Below are 15,965 nucleotides of genomic sequence, written 5' to 3' on the forward strand. Positions count from 1 at the left end.
GTCACAGCCGGCGTTGAGGCCTGCCGCGACGGGGTTTTGATGGGTGGGTCCTACCGGGATCGAACCGATGACATCCACGGTGTAAACGTGGCGCTCTACCAGCTGAGCTAAAGACCCAAGGGGTTGTTTCCGCACTTCAGTGCGTCAACCAACGAACAATGACTCTACCGGAAACGGCGGCGGAAACGCCAATCGGCGGCAGCCCCGCCTGCGGGCGTCAGAGGCCCGGGAGTTCCGCGGCGAGCCAGGTCAGCGATTCACTGACGCCGGCCTCCAGCTTGATCGTGGCCAGGTCGTCGCCGCGGGTCTGTCCCCGGTTGATGATGACCACGGGCTTGCCTTGCTTGGCTGCGTGCCGGACAAAGCGCAGTCCGCTCATCACGGTCAGGGAGGACCCCGCCACCAGCAGGGCCGCGGCGGCATCGACCATCGCGTAGGAGCGTTCCACCCGGTCCTTGGGGACGTTTTCGCCAAAATAGACGAAGTCCGGTTTCAGGGTGCCGCCGCAGGCGGGACAATTCGCGACGACGAAGCCTGCGATCAGGTCCGAGTCCTCCACGGTCGCGTCGGCGTCGGGCGCCATTTCCACCACGCCGGCCGCGAGTGCTTCCGTCAGGAAGCCGGGGTTGAGTTCCTCCAGCACACCGGCCAGCAGCGAACGGCTGTAGCGGCGCTGGCAGGCCAGGCAGACCACCTGGTCGAACCGGCCGTGCAGATCCACCACGTTCACGCTTCCGGCGTCCTCGTGCAGGCGGTCGACGTTCTGCGTGATCAGGCCGGTGAGGAGCCCGCGGTGTTCCAGCCGGGCCGCGGCCGCGTGGCCGTCATTGGGGTCGGCCCGGCGCAGATGCGACCAGCCGATGTGGTTCCGGGCCCAGTAGCGCCGCCGGTTTTCGGGTTCGCCGATGAATTCCTGGTAGGTCATCGGCGCCCTCGGGGCCGAGCCGGGGCCACGGTAGTCCGGGATGCCCGAGTCCGTGCTGAGACCTGCGCCGGTGAGCAGCGCAAACGGCTCCCCCGCGAGCACGCTGTGGATGTCCCGCAGGACCTCGAGGTCGCTGCGCGCCGGTTCGGCGGCAGGGACCGGCGGCAGGCTGGCAAAACCAGTCATGCCTACCCCGGGCCGCCGCTGCCTCACGCCGTCTCCCCCGTCAGTTCCCTGCGAGACCCGCCAGCGCGGCGCGGTACTCGGTGAAATCCCGGGCCTGTCCGCGGGGGTTCACCACGACGTAGCGGACCGTTCCGTGCGCGTCGATGATAAAGGTGCCGCGTTTGGCCATGCCGCTGTCCGGATCGAAAACGCCGTACCGCTGGGCCACCGCGCCGTGCGGCCAGAAGTCCGCCAGGAGGTCGAAGGAGTAGCCTTCCTTCTTCGCGTAGGCGCGCTGCGCGAACTTGCTGTCCACCGAGATGCCCAGCACGGCGGCGTCGGCGTCCTCGAAGAGCGCAAGGTTGTCGCGGATTTCGCAGAGCTCACCAGTGCAGATACCGGAGAACGCAAACGGGAAGAACACGAGGACCACATTGCGGCCGCGCAGTTCAGAAAGCCGGACCGGCTCGCCAAACTGGTTGGCGAGCTCAAAGTCGGGGGCGGCCTGGCCGACGGCGGGCACGGCGGCCGGCAACGACAGCGTTTCCACGCCCGCTTGGGTCACTTGTTCTTCCGCGTGACCAGCCGGGTGGCGCTCCAGTCGCGGGACACACCCGCGGATGTCGTGCAGTGCAGTCCGGCGGTGGGGGCGGCGTCCTGGATATCCGACGGGGACACGTAGCCGTCCCGGCCGTTCTTCGGGGTCAGCACCCAGACCACCCCGCCCTCAGTCAGGGAGGTGAGCGAGTCGACGAGGGTGTCCACGAGGTCGCCGTCGCCGTCGCGCCACCAGAGAATGGCGGCGTCTACTACCTCGTGGTCGTCCTCATCGAAAAGTTCCGAGCCGGTGAGGTCCTCGATGTCGTCACGCAAGTCGAAGTCGACGTCGTCGTCGTAACCGAATTCCTGAATCAGATCTCCATTTTTGAAACCCAATTTTTCCGCCACATTTACCGAAGTGGCGGCGTCGGCCTCGCTCACGTGTTACTCCTATGCTGTTCATGCGTCTGCTGTTTGCATCCGCCGGTGTACTGCCTGGTGGTGCTAGTGATTTCCATTACTACAAGCCAACACCCTTTGAGCCTTTGCTTCAAGCTGCGGACCCCGCGATCCGCCATATTCTGCGTCACACCGGCCGTTCCGGGGACCCCGGAGGGGCTCCACGTCACAGAACCAGTATGCCCGTGAAATACGGCGGCGGCCCCATGCGGCGGCTACGCATCCGCGGACTCACACGGCTAGAGTGGCTGATGACGACTATGCCTGCGCGGACATCCGCCCGCTGATACAGGCGGGCATGGTTGTGATTGGACCTAGCCCGGCGTACAGGACCGGGCTGCTGTTACCGATATGTCGCACACGTCGCGTTCACGCCAGGCAGTTACCCTGCCGGAGCTGAGGGTGCCGATGAATGCGCTCAAAGAGAGGTTGGACGTGGCTGCAGGAGAAGATACCTCCCATATCCTCAGCGGGTTGACTAACCAGCTGCCTGATCGTGATCCGGAAGAGACCGCCGAATGGCTGGAGTCCCTGGACACACTGATTCAGGAACAGGGCACCGAGCGTGCCCAGTACATCATGCGCAGCCTGCTCCAGCGGGCCGGTGCACAGAGCGTGGGCGTACCGATGGTGACCACCACGGACTACGTCAACACCATCCCGGTGGACCAGGAAGCGCCGTTCCCGGGCGATGAAGAGATCGAACGCAAGTACCGCGCATGGCTGCGCTGGAACGCCGCCGTAATGGTGCACCGCTCCCAGCGGCCCGAAATCGGCGTCGGCGGACACATCTCCACCTACGCCGGCGCGGCGACCCTCTACGAGGTCGGCTTCAACCACTTCTTCCGCGGCAAGGACCACCCCGGCGGCGGCGACCAGGTCTTCTTCCAGGGCCACGCCTCCCCCGGCATGTACGCCCGCGCCTTCATGGAAGGCCGGCTGACCGAGGAGGACCTGGACGGCTTCCGCCAGGAGAAGTCCAAGGAGGGCCACGCCCTCTCCAGCTACCCGCACCCGCGGCTGATGCCGGAGTTCTGGGAGTTCCCCACCGTCTCGATGGGCATCGGCCCGATGAACGCCATCTACCAGGCGCAGTCGAACCGCTACCTGCACAACCGCGGCATCAAGGACACCTCCGACCAGCAGGTCTGGGCATTCCTGGGTGACGGCGAAATGGACGAGCCGGAATCCCGCGGCCTGCTCCAGCTCGCCGCGAACGACAAGCTGGACAACCTCAACTTCGTCATCAACTGCAACCTGCAGCGCCTCGACGGCCCGGTCCGCGGCAACGGCAAGATCATGCAGGAGCTCGAAGCGTTCTTCCGCGGCGCCGGCTGGAACGTCATCAAGGTGGTCTGGGGCCGCGAGTGGGACAACCTGCTCGCCAAGGACGAAGACGGCTCGCTCGTGAAGATCATGAACGAGACCGTCGACGGCGACTACCAGACCTACAAGGCCGAATCCGGCGGATTCGTCCGCGAGCACTTCTTCGGCAAGACCCCGCAGACCAAGGACATGGTCGCGGACATGACGGACCAGGAGATCTGGAACCTCAAGCGCGGCGGCCACGACTACAACAAGGTCTACGCCGCATACAAGGCCGCCACCGAGTTCAAGGGCAAACCCACGGTCATCCTGGCCCACACGGTCAAGGGCTACGGCCTGGGCACCCACTTCGAGGGCCGCAACGCGACCCACCAGATGAAGAAGCTCACGCTGGCGGACCTGAAGGCCTTCCGCGACCACCTGCGCATCCCGATCACGGACGAGCAGCTCGAAGCGGACCCGTACCAGCCGCCGTACTACCACCCCGGCGCTGACGCCCCGGAGATCCAGTACCTGATGGAGCGCCGCCGCGCCCTCGGCGGGTTCGTCCCCGAACGCCGCTCCAAGCACACCGACGTCACCCTCCCGGGCGACAAGGCGTACGAGGTCGCCAACCGCGGCTCCGGCAAGCAGCAGGCCGCCACCACCATGGCGTTCGTCCGGCTGCTCAAGGACCTGATGCGGGACAAGGACTTCGGCTCCCGGATCGTGCCGATCATCCCCGATGAGGCACGCACCTTCGGTATGGACGCGTTCTTCCCGACGGCGAAGATCTACAACCCGAACGGCCAGAACTACCTGTCCGTGGACCGCGACCTCGTCCTGGCCTACAAGGAATCCATTGCCGGCCAGATCGTGCACGCGGGCATCAACGAGGCCGGTTCGGTCGCGGCCTTCACCGCGGCGGGCACCTCCTACGCCACGCACGGCGAACCGCTGATCCCGATCTACGTCTTCTACTCGATGTTCGGATTCCAGCGCACCGGCGACTCCTTCTGGGCCGCCGCGGACCAGATGACCCGCGGGTTCATCATCGGCGCCACCGCCGGACGGACCACGCTGACCGGCGAGGGCCTGCAGCACGCTGACGGCCACTCCCCGATCCTCGCCTCGACCAACCCGGCCGTCGTCACCTACGACCCGGCCTACGGTTACGAGATCGGTGTCATCATGCGCGACGGCCTGAACCGGATGTACGGTCCCGGCCCCGCAGACAACGACCCGGCCCGGAACCTGATGTACTACATCACGGTTTACAACGAGCCGATCGTCCAGCCCCCGGCACCGGCCGAGCTCGACACCGAGGGCATCATCAAGGGCATCTACCTGCTGGCACCGGCCAAGATCGACGGCCCGCGGACGCAGATCCTGGCCTCCGGCGTGTCCGTCCCCTGGGCCCTTGAGGCCCAGCGGATCCTCGCCGAGGACTGGGGCGTTTCCGCCGATGTCTGGTCCGTGACCTCCTGGACCGAGCTGCGCCGCGATGCCATGGCCGCCGAGGAAGACGCCTTCCTCAACCCGGGCCAGCCCGCCCGCGTCCCGTTCGTTACCGAACAGCTCGCAGGCGCCACCGGACCGATCGTGGCGGTCTCGGACTACATGAAGGCCGTTCCTGACCAGATCCGGCAGTTCGTCCCGAACGAGTTCGCCTCGCTCGGTGCTGACGGTTTCGGCTTCTCGGACACCCGCGCCGCCGCGCGCCGCTTCTTCAAGAACGACATCCACTCGATCGTGGTCCGTTCGCTGCAGATGCTGGCCCGCCGCGGCGAGGTCGACGCCCAGGCCCCGGCCCAGGCGATCGAGAAGTACCGCCTGCTCAACGTCAACGCCGGCACCACCGGCAACGCAGGCGGCGAGTCCTGACCGAGCGCCGGTAGCAGCAGCGCACAGCAGCGCCCGACGGCGGTTCCCACCTAGGTGGGGGCCGCCGTCGGGCGTTTAACCAGGCAGCCCGGCTCCAGGCGGGGGCCCGGCGCGCCCGCCGCGGCTGTGATGCAGCCCAAAGCGACTTGTAGCCTTTGCACAAATGGAGCTTGGACGGCCCGCACCGTATGCTCGATGCATGGCAGAGCCCACCACCACTCCCGCAAAACGCAAACCGTCCGTGCGGGCGCTCAACCCGGAGAAGGCCGAGACGCTGAAAAAGCTCCGCGCCAGCGTGGGCCAGCTGTCCACCACCACGCTGCGCCAGCTGGAAAAGTCGCTGCCCTGGTACAGCCGGCTGAACTCCGACGAGCGCTCCGCCCTGGGCATGGTGGCGCAGAACGGCATCGCCGCCTTCGTCACCTGGTTCGAGCGGCCCAGCTCGCCCTCGTGGATCCTCTCCGATGTCTTCGGCACCGCCCCGACCGAACTCACCCGCTCGATCAGCCTGCAAAAAGCGCTGCAGCTGATCCGGATCGTCGTTGAAGTGGTCGAAGACCAGGTGCCGATCATCGCGCCCGAAGCGGACCAGGCCGCCCTGCGCGAGGCCGTGCTGCGCTACTCCCGCGAGGTGGCCTTCGCCGCGGCCGACGTCTACGCCCGTGCTGCGGAGACCCGCGGGTCCTGGGACACCCGGCTGGAGGCGCTGATTGTCGACGCGATCCTGCGCGGCGAAAACACCGACGCGCTGCGATCCCGGATCGCCGCGCTGGGCTGGAAAGCCCAGGAACGCTTCACCGTGATGGTGGGAAACTCCCCGTCCGAACCCAGCGCCAGCTACGTCAGCGAACTGCGCCGCACCGCCGGGCGGTTCGCCGAAGACGCCCTCGTGGGCATCCAGGGCGACCGGCTGATCCTGATCCTGGGCGGCGTGCAGGACCGCGAAACGGCCTGCCAGAAGCTCAGTGAACTTTTCGCCCCCGGCCCGGTGGTCTACGGCGCCGAGGCCGGCTCGCTGCTCGAGGCCAGCAGCTCCGCGCAGTCCGCGTTCGCCGGCCTGACCGCCGCCCGGGCCTGGCCCTCCGCGCCGCGTCCCGTGGCGGCCGACGACCTGCTGCCCGAACGGGTGATCTCCGGTGACGACGCGGCCCGCCGCTCGCTGGTGAAGAACATCTACCGGCCCCTGGTCGCGGCGTCCAACGGCCTGGTCGAGACGCTCGGGACCTACCTTGAACTTGGCCATTCGCTCGAGGCGACGGCCCGCGAACTCTTCGTCCACGCCAACACCGTCCGGTACCGGCTCAAGCGCGTTTGCGACGTCACGGGTTGGGATCCGCTGATCCCCCGCGAGGCGTTTGTGCTCCAGGCAGCGCTTGTGGTGGGCCGGCTTTCAGCCCCGCCCAGGCCCGCTCCGGAACGCCAGCCGTCCCGTAACAACTCCTGACCCGTTGTAGACTTCCTACAATCTGACCCAGTGAGCTTGGTGCATGAAAGTACCGATGAATCACGCGGCAATTTGGAAAGCTGGATACGTGCTTGCAATCGTTTGCCCTGGACAGGGCTCCCAGACCCCTGGTTTTCTGGCCCCCTGGCTGGAACTGCCACCCGTCGCAGGCCACCTGGCCTCCCTTAGCGAAATAGCAGGTATCGACCTCACCGCCCACGGAACCACCTCCGATGAGGAGACCATCAAGGACACCGCCGTCGCGCAGCCCTTGATTGTCGCCGCCGGACTGGTGGCCGCGAAGTCCCTGTTCGACGTCGAACTGGGCACCCTCCCGGTGATCCTCGCCGGACACTCGGTCGGCGAAATCACCGCCTCGGCCCTGGCCGGCGTCCTGACCGAGACCGAAGCCATGACCTTCGTGCGCGAACGCGCCAACGGCATGGCCGCCGCCGCCGCGGCCACCCCCACCGGCATGAGCGCCGTCGTCGGCGGGGATCCCGCCGAGGTCCTGGCCGCGATCGAGGCCTGCGGGCTCACCCCGGCTAACGTCAACGGCGCCGGCCAGACCGTGGCCGCGGGCACCCTGGAACAGCTCAAGGCCCTCGCCGACAATCCGCCGGCCAAGGCCCGCGTGATCCCGCTGAAGGTCGCCGGCGCGTTCCACACCTCGCACATGTCCCCCGCCGTCGCCGCGCTGCAGGCCCTCAGGCCCTCGCTGCACCCGCGCAACCCGCAGGTTCCGCTGCTTTCCAACTTCGACGGCGCCGAGGTCACCGACGGCGCGGCCGCCGTCGACAGCCTGATCGCCCAGGTCTCCCGCCCGGTCCGCTGGGATCTGTGCATGGAGACCATGGTGAAGCGCGGTGTGACCGGCGTGATCGAACTGGCCCCGGCCGGGACGCTGGCCGGCCTGGCCAAACGCGGCATGCCCGGAGTGAAGACCGTCACCGTCAAGACCCCGGATGACCTTTCCGCCGCCTTGGCCCTATTCGCAGAACTGGAGGGAGGGGAATGAGCGCTCCTACTCTGAAGCAGGCTCCCCTGCAGGAAAACACCCGCGTGATGGGCGTCGGCGCCTACCGGCCCAGCGTCATCGTCACCAATGAGGACGTCTGCCAGTGGATCGATTCCTCGGACGAGTGGATCCGGCAGCGCACCGGCATCATCACCCGGCACCGGGCCCCGGCCGACGTCAGCGTCATCGACATGGCCGAGGGTGCGTCCCGCGAGGCCCTGCAGAAGGCCGGCATTGACGCGTCCGAGCTGGGCGCCGTGATCGTGTCCACCGTGACCCACCCCTACGCGACGCCCTCCGCCGCGGCAAGCCTGGCCGACCGCCTCGGCGCCACCCCGGCGCCGGCGTTCGACATCTCCGCCGCCTGCGCCGGCTACTGCTACGGCATCGCCCAGGCCGACGCCTTGGTCCGCTCCGGCGCGGCCAAGTACGTGCTCGTGGTCGGCGCGGAGAAGCTCTCCGACGTCATCGACAACACCGAGCGCACCATCTCCTTCCTGCTCGGCGACGGTGCGGGCGCCGTCGTAGTCGGACCTTCCGACACTCCGGGCATCGGCCCGTCGGTGTGGGGATCGGACGGCAGCAAATGGGACGCCATCGGCATGACCCACTCGATGCTGGACGTCCGCGACTTCGAAGCCGCCGGCAAGCACGGCACCGCCCTCAGCGAGGGCGAGGCCGCGGTGACGGAAGCGGCCTTGTGGCCCACGCTGCGCCAGGACGGCCAGACGGTCTTCCGCTGGGCGGTCTGGGAAATGGCCAAGGTGGCCCAGCAGGCCCTCGATGCCGCGGGCATCCGCGCCGAGGACCTTGCGGCGTTCATCCCGCACCAGGCCAACATGCGGATCATCGACGAGATGGCCAAGAAGCTCAAACTTCCGGAGACCGTCAAGGTCGCCCGGGATATCGCCGAAGCAGGCAACACCTCGGCAGCCTCCATCCCCCTCGCCACCCACCGCTTGCTGCAGGAAAATCCTGAGCTGAGCGGCGGACTGGCCCTGCAGATCGGGTTCGGGGCCGGACTTGTCTTCGGCGCCCAGGTGATTGTGCTTCCGTAGGCGGCCACCGCACTTCCTGAGTCGTCGGTACCCCCGACGGCACTGAATCCCACACCAAGCCGAACCCTCGGTTTGAATCATTTCGCCAGAGGAGCCCGGAACAACCCCCGGACGCCGACGGCAACAACAAGAAAAGGAGCCATCAATGGCTAGCAACGAAGAGATCCTGGCCGGCCTGGCTGAAATCGTCAACGAAGAGACCGGCCTGGCCCCCGAGGCTGTCGAGCTGGACAAGTCCTTCACCGAGGACCTGGACATCGACTCCATCTCCATGATGACCATCGTGGTCAACGCCGAGGAAAAGTTCGGCGTGCGCATCCCGGACGAAGAGGTCAAGAACCTCAAGACCGTCGGCGACGCCGTCAGCTTCATCGCCAACGCGCAGGCCTAATCTTCCGCCTGCACCTGGCCCGGCCGGCAACGGCCGCCCCGGTGTCCGGTCCGGGACGCTTCATCGGCGTCCCGGACCGGAACACCACCGCTTGACCCCTAAGTTTTCATGACCACCGAGTTTTCCCTACGCAGGCCCCGGCCGCCTTCACCAGGTTCCGGATACGGCAGGCGCACCGACAGAGAGTGATCCCATGGCACGCAAAGTAGTCATTACCGGTCTGGGTGCCACCACACCCATCGGCGGCGATGTCCCCACGATGTGGAAGAACGCGCTGAAGGGCGTCTCCGGCGCGCACACGCTCGAGGACGACTGGGTGGCCAAGTACGAGCTGCCGGTGCACTTCGCGGCCCGCGCCTCCACCCCCGCCACCGAGGTCCTGAGCCGGGTCGAGGCTAAGCGCATGGACCCCTCCACGCAGTTCGCCGTGGTCGCCTCCCGTGAGGCCTGGGCCGACGCCGGCATCACCGAGATCGACCACGACCGCCTCGCCGTGGCCTTCGCCACCGGCATCGGCGGCGTCTGGACCCTCCTGGACGCCTGGGACACCCTGCGCGAAAAGGGCCCCCGCCGCGTCCTGCCCATGACCGTGCCGATGCTGATGCCCAACGGCCCGGCCGCGGCGGTCAGCCTGGACCTCGGCGCCCGCGCCGGCGCCCACACCCCGGTCTCCGCCTGCGCGTCCGGCACCGAAGCCGTGCACATGGGCCTGGACCTGATCCGCTCCGGCAAGGCCGACGTCGTCGTCTGCGGCGGCGCGGAAGCCGCCATCCACCCGATGCCGATCGCCGCGTTCGCGTCGATGCAGGCGCTGTCCCGCCGCAACGACGATCCCGAGCACGCCTCGCGCCCGTACGACCGCGACCGTGACGGCTTCGTCATGGGTGAAGGCGCCGGCGCCCTGGTCCTTGAGGCCGAGGAGCACGCCCTCGCCCGCGGCGCCCGGATCTACGCCGAACTCGCCGGCACCTCGGTGACCGCCGACGCCTACCACATCACCGCCCCGGACCCGGAGGGCCTCGGCGCCACCCGTGCGCTGAAGGCGGCCATGTTCGACGGCCGGATCCAGGCCGAGGACGTGGTGCACGTCAACGCGCACGCCACCTCCACCCCGGTGGGCGACAAGCCCGAGTACGCCGCCCTCAAGTCCGCCCTCGGCAAGCACGTGGACGACGTGGCCGTCTCCGCCACCAAGTCGCAGATGGGCCACCTGCTGGGCGCCTCAGGTGCGGTGGAAGCCGTACTCACCGTGCTGGCGGTGCACGACCGCAAGGCTCCGGTGACGATCAACCTCGAGAACCAGGATCCGGAGATCCCGCTCGACGTCGTCACCTCCGAGCGTGCACTGCCCGGCGGCAGCATCGTGGCACTGAGCAACTCGTTCGGCTTCGGCGGCCACAACGCCGTCATCGCGATCCGCAGCGTCTAGTTCCGGGGGCCTTCCCGGGCCCTGCACGCCGAAATGACAGATGGCGGCAATGTTCCTGAAGAACATTGCCGCCATCTGTCATTTGGCGTTGCTATGGAGTGTGTTGCGGTGGGCCCTGGGTCTTCGAAGGCTCGGCGGTGCTTAGCCGACCTGGTGCAGCCAGCGCACGGGGGCGCCTTCGGCGGCGTGGCGGAAGGGTTCGAGTTCCTCGTCCCAGGCCTCGCCGAGGGCCAGGGAGAGTTCGTGGTAGACCGCGGAGGGATCGCCGGCGCCGGATTCGTAGGCGTAGCGGATCCGGTCCTCGGAGACCATGATGTTGCCGTGCACGTCCGTGACGGCGTGGAAGATACCCAGCTCGGGGGTGTGCGACCAGCGGCCGCCGTCGACGCCCTGGCTGGGCTCCTCGGTGACCTCGTAGCGCAGGTGCGCCCAGCCGCGAAGCGCAGACGCCAATTGAGCCCCCGTGCCCGGCGTTCCGGTCCACGACAGCTCGGCCCGGAACATTCCGGGCGCAGCAGGCTGGGCAGTCCACTCGAGGTCCGTGCGCTTGTCCACGACAGAGCCAATGGCCCACTCAACGTGGGGGCACAGGGCTGTCGGGGCCGAGTGTACGAACAGGACACCGCGGGTTAGTGCAACAGACATTCCATCCTCCATAGCTATAGGTACGTCTTCCCCAACGACCTCTGCCTGGATGCCTGTCTGCCGCGTCAATCCGCGTGCGGGGCGGTTGCCCCTGCCAGACTATTCAGTTTCTTCAAAACAACATTATGCAAAAAATAGGTCCGGACCTCAGTTGGTAAATCGATGCTTTAACGGTTCAAGCACCACTTGAAAGTTGCCGGGCGTGAGTCTCATTGTGCCGTACCCCGCCTAATTACGCCAGTGCAATTCGGCGCGTCGCTGCCGGCGAGTCGCGGCGGCTTCCGGGCCGGCGGGATCCCCGCGTTGCGGCGCCGGAAGGAGGCCTATGCCAGGCCTCTTTGGCACCGTGCCGGGCGGATAACGGTCAGGCGCGCGGGTGCGCCTGCTGGTAGCTTTTCCGCAGCCGATCGACCGAGACGTGGGTGTAGATCTGGGTGGTGGCCAGGCTGCTATGGCCGAGGATCTCCTGCACGGCCCGCAGGTCCGCCCCGCCGTCCAACAAATGGGTCGCCGCCGAATGCCGCAGGGCGTGCGGGCCGGTCGCCGAGGTGTCCCCCAGTCCGTCCAGCAAATCCTTGACGACGCTGCGGACCTGGCGCTGGTCCACCCGTTTGCCGCGCACGCCGAGGAAAAGGGCCGGACCCGAGCCGTCCGCCGCCAGGGCCGGGCGGCCGCGGCGCAGCCAGTCGTCGACGGCGATAGCTGCTGGGAGGCCGTAGGGCACTGTCCGTTCTTTGTTGCCTTTGCCGAGTACCCGCAGGGTCCTTCGGTCCGGATCGAGGTCATCGATGTCGAGGCCGGACAGCTCGCCGACGCGGACGCCGGTGGCGTAAAGCAGCTCAAGCATGGCGCGGTTGCGCAGGGCCAGCGGTTCTCCGTCAGCGGCGTCCGACTCGGCTCCGGCCACCAGCCGCTGCACCTGTCCCTGTTGCAGCACGCCGGGCAGGGACTTTTCCCGTTTGGGTGCCTTCAGCCTCAGGGCGGGGTCGACGGCAATGAGCTCCTCGCGGACTGCCCAGGCGGTGAAGGCCCGCGCGGTGGCGGCGCGCCGGGCCAGCGTCGCGCGGGACATCCCCGCTTCGCTCTGGGCTCCGAGCCAGCGGCGCAGGGTGCCCAGTTCCAGGTCGGCCAGCTCCATGGCGCCTTCGATGGCAGCATGCTCCAGCAGGCTCCCGACATCGGAGAGGTAGGCGCGCACGGTGTGGGCGGAGCGGCCCCGCTCGGCCTCCAGGTAACGGCCGAAGCGGTGGGCGGCTTCGGCGAGCGCTCCGGGCAGTTGCTGTGTTGACACTGTCCCAGTGTCCCAGCAAGGGCACCGTCAGCGGCGCAGCCCGACGGTGCGCCGTCACCGCCCGGGTTCGCGCCGCCATTCCGGACACCGGGGTGCGGCGGGCGGCGTGGCGGCAGAGGCCGGTGGCCGGAGGGCGGGGCGCGGCGGGCGGCGTGCCGGCAGAGGCCGGTGGCCGGACACCAGAGTGCGGGGTGCGGTGTGGCGACGTGCCACAGCTCGGCGGGTCCGCGCGACCGTGCCGGTGCAACGCTCAGCCCGCCGTGGCGGAGCGTTTCCAGCCGCCGTGGCGGGACTCCGCCAGGCCCATCAGTCCGAGCCGTCCGAGGCCTGCCCTGACTGATTCCGGACTCAGCCCGGCGACCGCGGCCAATTTCTCGACCGAGCTCGTGACGCGCAGCGGAAGGGCATCCAGCAGGATCAGGTCTTCCAGGGTCAGCCCGTCGTGGGCCTCCACCCGGCCGGACTTCGCCTCGGGCAGCGAGTCGCCGCTCGGCGAGGCCAGTTCAGCGATCTCGCCGGCGTCCGTGACGCACACCGCCCCGCCCTCGCGGAGCAGCCGGTGGCAGCCGGCCGAGTTGGCACTGTGCACCGACCCGGGGACCGCGCCGACGGCCCGGCCGAGAGTTTCGGCGTGGTGGGCGGTATTGAGCGCCCCGGACCTCCACCGTGCCTCGACCACTACCGTCACGGAAGCCAGCGCCGCGATCAGCCTGTTCCGTTGCAGGAAACGGTAGCGTGTGGGCGCCGAACCCGGCGGGACCTCGGCCAGCACGGCCCCCTGGTTGGCGACCGCGCGGAGCAGGTCCTCGTTGCCGGCGGGGTAGAAGCGGTCGACTCCCCCGGCCATGACGGCGATGGTGGGCAGACCCCCGGCGGCGCCGGCCAGGGCAGCCCGATGGGCATGGGCATCGATGCCGTAGGCTCCGCCGGAGATGATCGTGAAACCCCGCTGGGCTAAGGCATAGGCGAGGTCGCCCGTCACCGCCGATCCATAGGAGGTACTGTCCCGGGAGCCCACCAGGGCGATTGCCTTATTGACCGGCGGCAGTTCCTGTTCCACACCCCGCCACCAGAGGCACAGCGGCTCCTGCAGTCCCAGGTCCGCAAGTTGGCGGGGCCACAGCTCATCCGTAGGGATGAGCATGCGGCCGCCCAGGCGTTGCATGGTCGCCAGGTCACGTTCCGGGGCCAGGTCGGGCACCCGCGGCGCCCAGCGCTTGAGGGCCATGCCCAGGCCGCTCCAGCCGCCTCCCGCGCCGTGTTCCTCCAGCAGCTGTGAGAGTTCCTGTTCCAGCCCGGCGCCGGCCGCCAGTTGCCGGGTCGCAATCCGCAGCGCGTCCTCGCCGCCAACGACCCGGACAAGGGCCAGGCCGGCGGCGTCCTGCGGCTCCAGGAGCCTGGACAGCGCGGCGCGGGCGGTCCTGTCGTTCTCTGTCATGGTCCTGCTGCTCTCCTCATGCTGTAGGACTCTTCACGGAAGGAATCCTCGGCACCATCAGGCGGCTGCCGCGGTGGTCTGCCGAAGGCCGAGCGCCTGGCCAATGTCATCCGCACCGGGGGCTTCACGCCCATCGAGATCCGCCAGCGTCCAGGCCAGGCGCAGCACACGGTCGTAGCCACGGGCGGTCAGTGCGCCGCGTTCCAGCGCGTGGTCAAGGATGCGGGTGGCAGGTCCGGGCAGCCGCAGCGGTCCGCGGAGCACCCGCCCGGGTACCTGCGCGTTGGTTTCCAGTCCGAGCGGCCGGAGCCTAACGCGTTGGCGCTCCCGGGCGGCACACACCCGCGCCGCGATCTCCGCTGTACCTTCCTCGGCGCGGGGTTGGCCGAAGTCGGCCAGCGCCACGCGTTCGACCTCCAGCTGGATATCGACCCGGTCCAGCAGCGGGCCGGACAAGCGGGCCAGATAGCGGCGCCGCATCATCGGCGTGCAGGTGCACTCCACACCTTTGCCGGACGCCTTGCCGCAGGGGCAGGGGTTGGCGGCGAGGACCAGCTGGAACCGGGCCGGGTACGCTGCTGTTCCTGCCGAGCGGTGGATGACCAGTTCGCCGCTCTCCAGCGGCTGCCGGAGGGCGTCGAGGACGCGCCGTTCGTATTCCGGAGCCTCGTCCAGGAACAGCACTCCGCGGTGCGCCCGGGAAGCCGCACCGGGCCGCGGCAGCCCGGATCCGCCGCCGATGATGGCGGCGGCGGTGGCGGTGTGGTGCGGGTTCTCGTAGGGTGGCCGGCGCAGCAGGGTGACGGACGCGGACGTGAGCGAGCTGAGCGAATGGATGGCCGTCACTTCCATGGCTTCCCTGTCGCCGAGGTCCGGGAGCAGGCCCGGCAGGCGCTCGGCCAGCATGGTCTTGCCGGCGCCGGGCGGACCGGTCAGCAGCACGTGGTGCGCTCCGGCGGCAGCCACTTCCAGGGCGCGGCGGCCCTCGGCCTGGCCGGACACGTCGCACATGTCCGGGGCCAGTCCGGGCGCGGCGCCTCCACCGGGGTCATCCGGTTCCTCTTCGACCGGCTCGAAATCGAGAGCCAGGTCCTGCGGGTCGGCGCCGAAATCGAACGCCAGCCGGGCCAGGGTCCGGTAACCGCGGACCCTGGCCCCGGGCACCAGTTCGGCCTCGGCGGCGTTGGCCTGCGCAACGACGACGTCCGGGTACCCGGCCTGGACGGCGGCCATCACGGCCGGGAGGATGCCGCGCACGGGGCGCAGCCGCCCGTCCAGGCCAAGCTCCGCGACAAAGACGTTCCGCCCGGTGGGGCGCACGTCGTTCGCGGCGATCAGCACCGCCATGGCGATGGAGAGATCGAATCCGGAGCCGCGCTTGGGCAGGGACGCCGGGATAAGGTTCGCGGTGATCTTCCGTCGGCTGAGCGGGATGCCGGAGTTCTGTGCGGCGGAGCGGATCCGTTCCTTCGCCTCGTTGAGTGAGGCGTCCGGCAGGCCGAGGATCACAAAGGCGGGCAGTGTTTGGCCGATGTCAGCCTCGACCTCGACGATGTAGCCGTTCAGCCCCACCAGCGCGATGGAATAGGTCCGGCCGAGCGCCATCTACCCCACCCCTTTGAGGTGTTCGATGGCCGGGGCGCCGGTGCCGTCGTCGAGCACGGCAACGACGTCCACACGGCGCAGCGGCATCCGCAGCTCATGGTCTCGGCACCACGCTGAGGCCAGCCGATGCAGCCGGGCGAGCTTGTCCACGCCGACGGCTTCGAAGGGGTGCCCGTAGGCGAGTGATTTGCGGGTTTTGACCTCGGCGATCACCAGGGCGTCGCCGTCGAGCGCCACAATATCGATCTCGCCCTCGGGGCAGCGCCAGTTGCGGTCCACAACCCGCATTCCCTGGGCTTCGAGGAAGCCGGCGGCGAGTTCTTCACCGCGCCGGCCCAGCACGTCCTTAGCTCTCATACCTCCAGCGT

The 15,965-nt window shown here is 68.6% G+C and carries 14 protein-coding genes and 1 tRNA gene; 6 read left to right on the top strand and 9 right to left on the bottom strand.

Going from position 1 to position 15,965, the window contains the following annotated elements:
- Positions 1 to 44 precede the first annotated feature (44 nt).
- The 4 genes from AC1MED_RS11175 to AC1MED_RS11190 all read right to left on the bottom strand — a co-directional run bounded on the left by AC1MED_RS11175 (position 45) and on the right by AC1MED_RS11190 (position 2,071).
- Positions 45 to 117, bottom strand: a tRNA-Val gene (locus AC1MED_RS11175).
- A 100-nt stretch (positions 118 to 217) separates the two neighbouring features.
- Positions 218 to 1,111, bottom strand: a complete 894-nt coding sequence (locus AC1MED_RS11180) for an NAD-dependent protein deacetylase (protein WP_479783351.1) — start codon at positions 1,109 to 1,111, stop codon at positions 218 to 220.
- A 40-nt stretch (positions 1,112 to 1,151) separates the two neighbouring features.
- A complete protein-coding gene (locus tag AC1MED_RS11185; protein ID WP_479783352.1) occupies positions 1,152 to 1,655 on the bottom strand; it encodes a peroxiredoxin in 504 nt (167 codons plus the stop codon).
- Positions 1,652 to 2,071 (bottom strand): DUF3052 domain-containing protein, encoded by a 420-nt coding sequence (locus tag AC1MED_RS11190; RefSeq protein ID WP_346960829.1) that lies wholly within the window; start codon positions 2,069 to 2,071, stop codon positions 1,652 to 1,654. The genes AC1MED_RS11185 and AC1MED_RS11190 overlap by 4 nt, the downstream gene beginning before the upstream one ends.
- Positions 2,072 to 2,497: 426 nt before the next feature.
- On the opposite strand from AC1MED_RS11190, the gene aceE reads away from it, so the two are divergent.
- The 6 genes from aceE to fabF all read left to right on the top strand — a co-directional run bounded on the left by aceE (position 2,498) and on the right by fabF (position 10,618).
- The gene (gene aceE / locus AC1MED_RS11195) at positions 2,498 to 5,278 is read left to right on the top strand and encodes a pyruvate dehydrogenase (acetyl-transferring), homodimeric type (protein WP_479783353.1); all 2,781 of its coding nucleotides are present in this window, start codon (positions 2,498 to 2,500) and stop codon (positions 5,276 to 5,278) included.
- Positions 5,279 to 5,477: 199 nt separating this feature from the next.
- Entirely contained in the window at positions 5,478 to 6,722 is a 1,245-nt protein-coding gene (locus AC1MED_RS11200; RefSeq protein WP_479783354.1) for a PucR family transcriptional regulator, read from the top strand.
- Between the two features lie 88 nt (positions 6,723 to 6,810).
- Entirely contained in the window at positions 6,811 to 7,740 is a 930-nt protein-coding gene (locus AC1MED_RS11205) for an ACP S-malonyltransferase (protein ID WP_479783355.1), read from the top strand.
- The gene (locus AC1MED_RS11210) at positions 7,737 to 8,798 is read left to right on the top strand and encodes a beta-ketoacyl-ACP synthase III (protein WP_346960746.1); all 1,062 of its coding nucleotides are present in this window, start codon (positions 7,737 to 7,739) and stop codon (positions 8,796 to 8,798) included. Before AC1MED_RS11205 ends, AC1MED_RS11210 begins: the two co-directional genes overlap by 4 nt.
- Positions 8,799 to 8,943: 145 nt before the next feature.
- Positions 8,944 to 9,189, top strand: coding sequence for an acyl carrier protein (locus tag AC1MED_RS11215; protein ID WP_175320862.1), 246 nt, complete (start codon positions 8,944 to 8,946; stop codon positions 9,187 to 9,189).
- Positions 9,190 to 9,382: 193 nt separating this feature from the next.
- Positions 9,383 to 10,618 (top strand): beta-ketoacyl-ACP synthase II, encoded by a 1,236-nt coding sequence (gene fabF / locus AC1MED_RS11220; protein WP_479783356.1) that lies wholly within the window; start codon positions 9,383 to 9,385, stop codon positions 10,616 to 10,618.
- A gap of 141 nt (positions 10,619 to 10,759) precedes the next feature.
- Here the strand turns inward: fabF and AC1MED_RS11225 are convergent, their stop codons facing one another.
- The 5 genes from AC1MED_RS11225 to AC1MED_RS11245 all read right to left on the bottom strand — a co-directional run bounded on the left by AC1MED_RS11225 (position 10,760) and on the right by AC1MED_RS11245 (position 15,954).
- On the bottom strand, positions 10,760 to 11,263 hold the full coding sequence (locus tag AC1MED_RS11225) for a DUF3145 domain-containing protein (protein ID WP_136322385.1): 504 nt from the start codon (positions 11,261 to 11,263) through the stop codon (positions 10,760 to 10,762).
- Between the two features lie 364 nt (positions 11,264 to 11,627).
- Entirely contained in the window at positions 11,628 to 12,554 is a 927-nt protein-coding gene (locus AC1MED_RS11230) for a tyrosine recombinase XerC (RefSeq protein WP_479783357.1), read from the bottom strand.
- A gap of 250 nt (positions 12,555 to 12,804) precedes the next feature.
- Complete coding sequence (dprA, locus tag AC1MED_RS11235; protein WP_479783358.1) at positions 12,805 to 13,992, bottom strand: DNA-processing protein DprA; 1,188 nt, start codon at positions 13,990 to 13,992, stop codon at positions 12,805 to 12,807.
- A 57-nt stretch (positions 13,993 to 14,049) separates the two neighbouring features.
- Positions 14,050 to 15,597 carry a YifB family Mg chelatase-like AAA ATPase gene (locus tag AC1MED_RS11240; RefSeq protein ID WP_479783359.1) on the bottom strand — a complete coding sequence of 516 codons (1,548 nt, stop codon included), beginning with the start codon at positions 15,595 to 15,597 and terminating at the stop codon, positions 14,050 to 14,052.
- The gene (locus AC1MED_RS11245; RefSeq protein WP_346960765.1) at positions 15,598 to 15,954 is read right to left on the bottom strand and encodes a YraN family protein; all 357 of its coding nucleotides are present in this window, start codon (positions 15,952 to 15,954) and stop codon (positions 15,598 to 15,600) included.
- Positions 15,955 to 15,965: the final 11 nt, after the last annotated feature.

The sequence above is a fragment of the Arthrobacter sp. BI5 genome, from assembly GCF_056680065.1.

Excerpts from the sequence above, each read along its gene's own strand:
- AC1MED_RS11240 (WP_479783359.1), bottom strand. The coding sequence starts at position 15,597 with ATGGCGCTCGGCCGGACCTATTCCATCGCGCTGGTGGGGCTGAACGGC.
- aceE (WP_479783353.1), top strand. The coding sequence starts at position 2,498 with ATGAATGCGCTCAAAGAGAGGTTGGACGTGGCTGCAGGAGAAGATACC.
- AC1MED_RS11200 (WP_479783354.1), top strand. The coding sequence starts at position 5,478 with ATGGCAGAGCCCACCACCACTCCCGCAAAACGCAAACCGTCCGTGCGG.
- dprA (WP_479783358.1), bottom strand. The coding sequence starts at position 13,992 with ATGACAGAGAACGACAGGACCGCCCGCGCCGCGCTGTCCAGGCTCCTG.
- AC1MED_RS11225 (WP_136322385.1), bottom strand. The coding sequence starts at position 11,263 with ATGTCTGTTGCACTAACCCGCGGTGTCCTGTTCGTACACTCGGCCCCG.
- AC1MED_RS11210 (WP_346960746.1), top strand. The coding sequence starts at position 7,737 with ATGAGCGCTCCTACTCTGAAGCAGGCTCCCCTGCAGGAAAACACCCGC.
- AC1MED_RS11245 (WP_346960765.1), bottom strand. The coding sequence starts at position 15,954 with ATGAGAGCTAAGGACGTGCTGGGCCGGCGCGGTGAAGAACTCGCCGCC.
- AC1MED_RS11180 (WP_479783351.1), bottom strand. The coding sequence starts at position 1,111 with ATGACTGGTTTTGCCAGCCTGCCGCCGGTCCCTGCCGCCGAACCGGCG.
- fabF (WP_479783356.1), top strand. The coding sequence starts at position 9,383 with ATGGCACGCAAAGTAGTCATTACCGGTCTGGGTGCCACCACACCCATC.
- AC1MED_RS11215 (WP_175320862.1), top strand. The coding sequence starts at position 8,944 with ATGGCTAGCAACGAAGAGATCCTGGCCGGCCTGGCTGAAATCGTCAAC.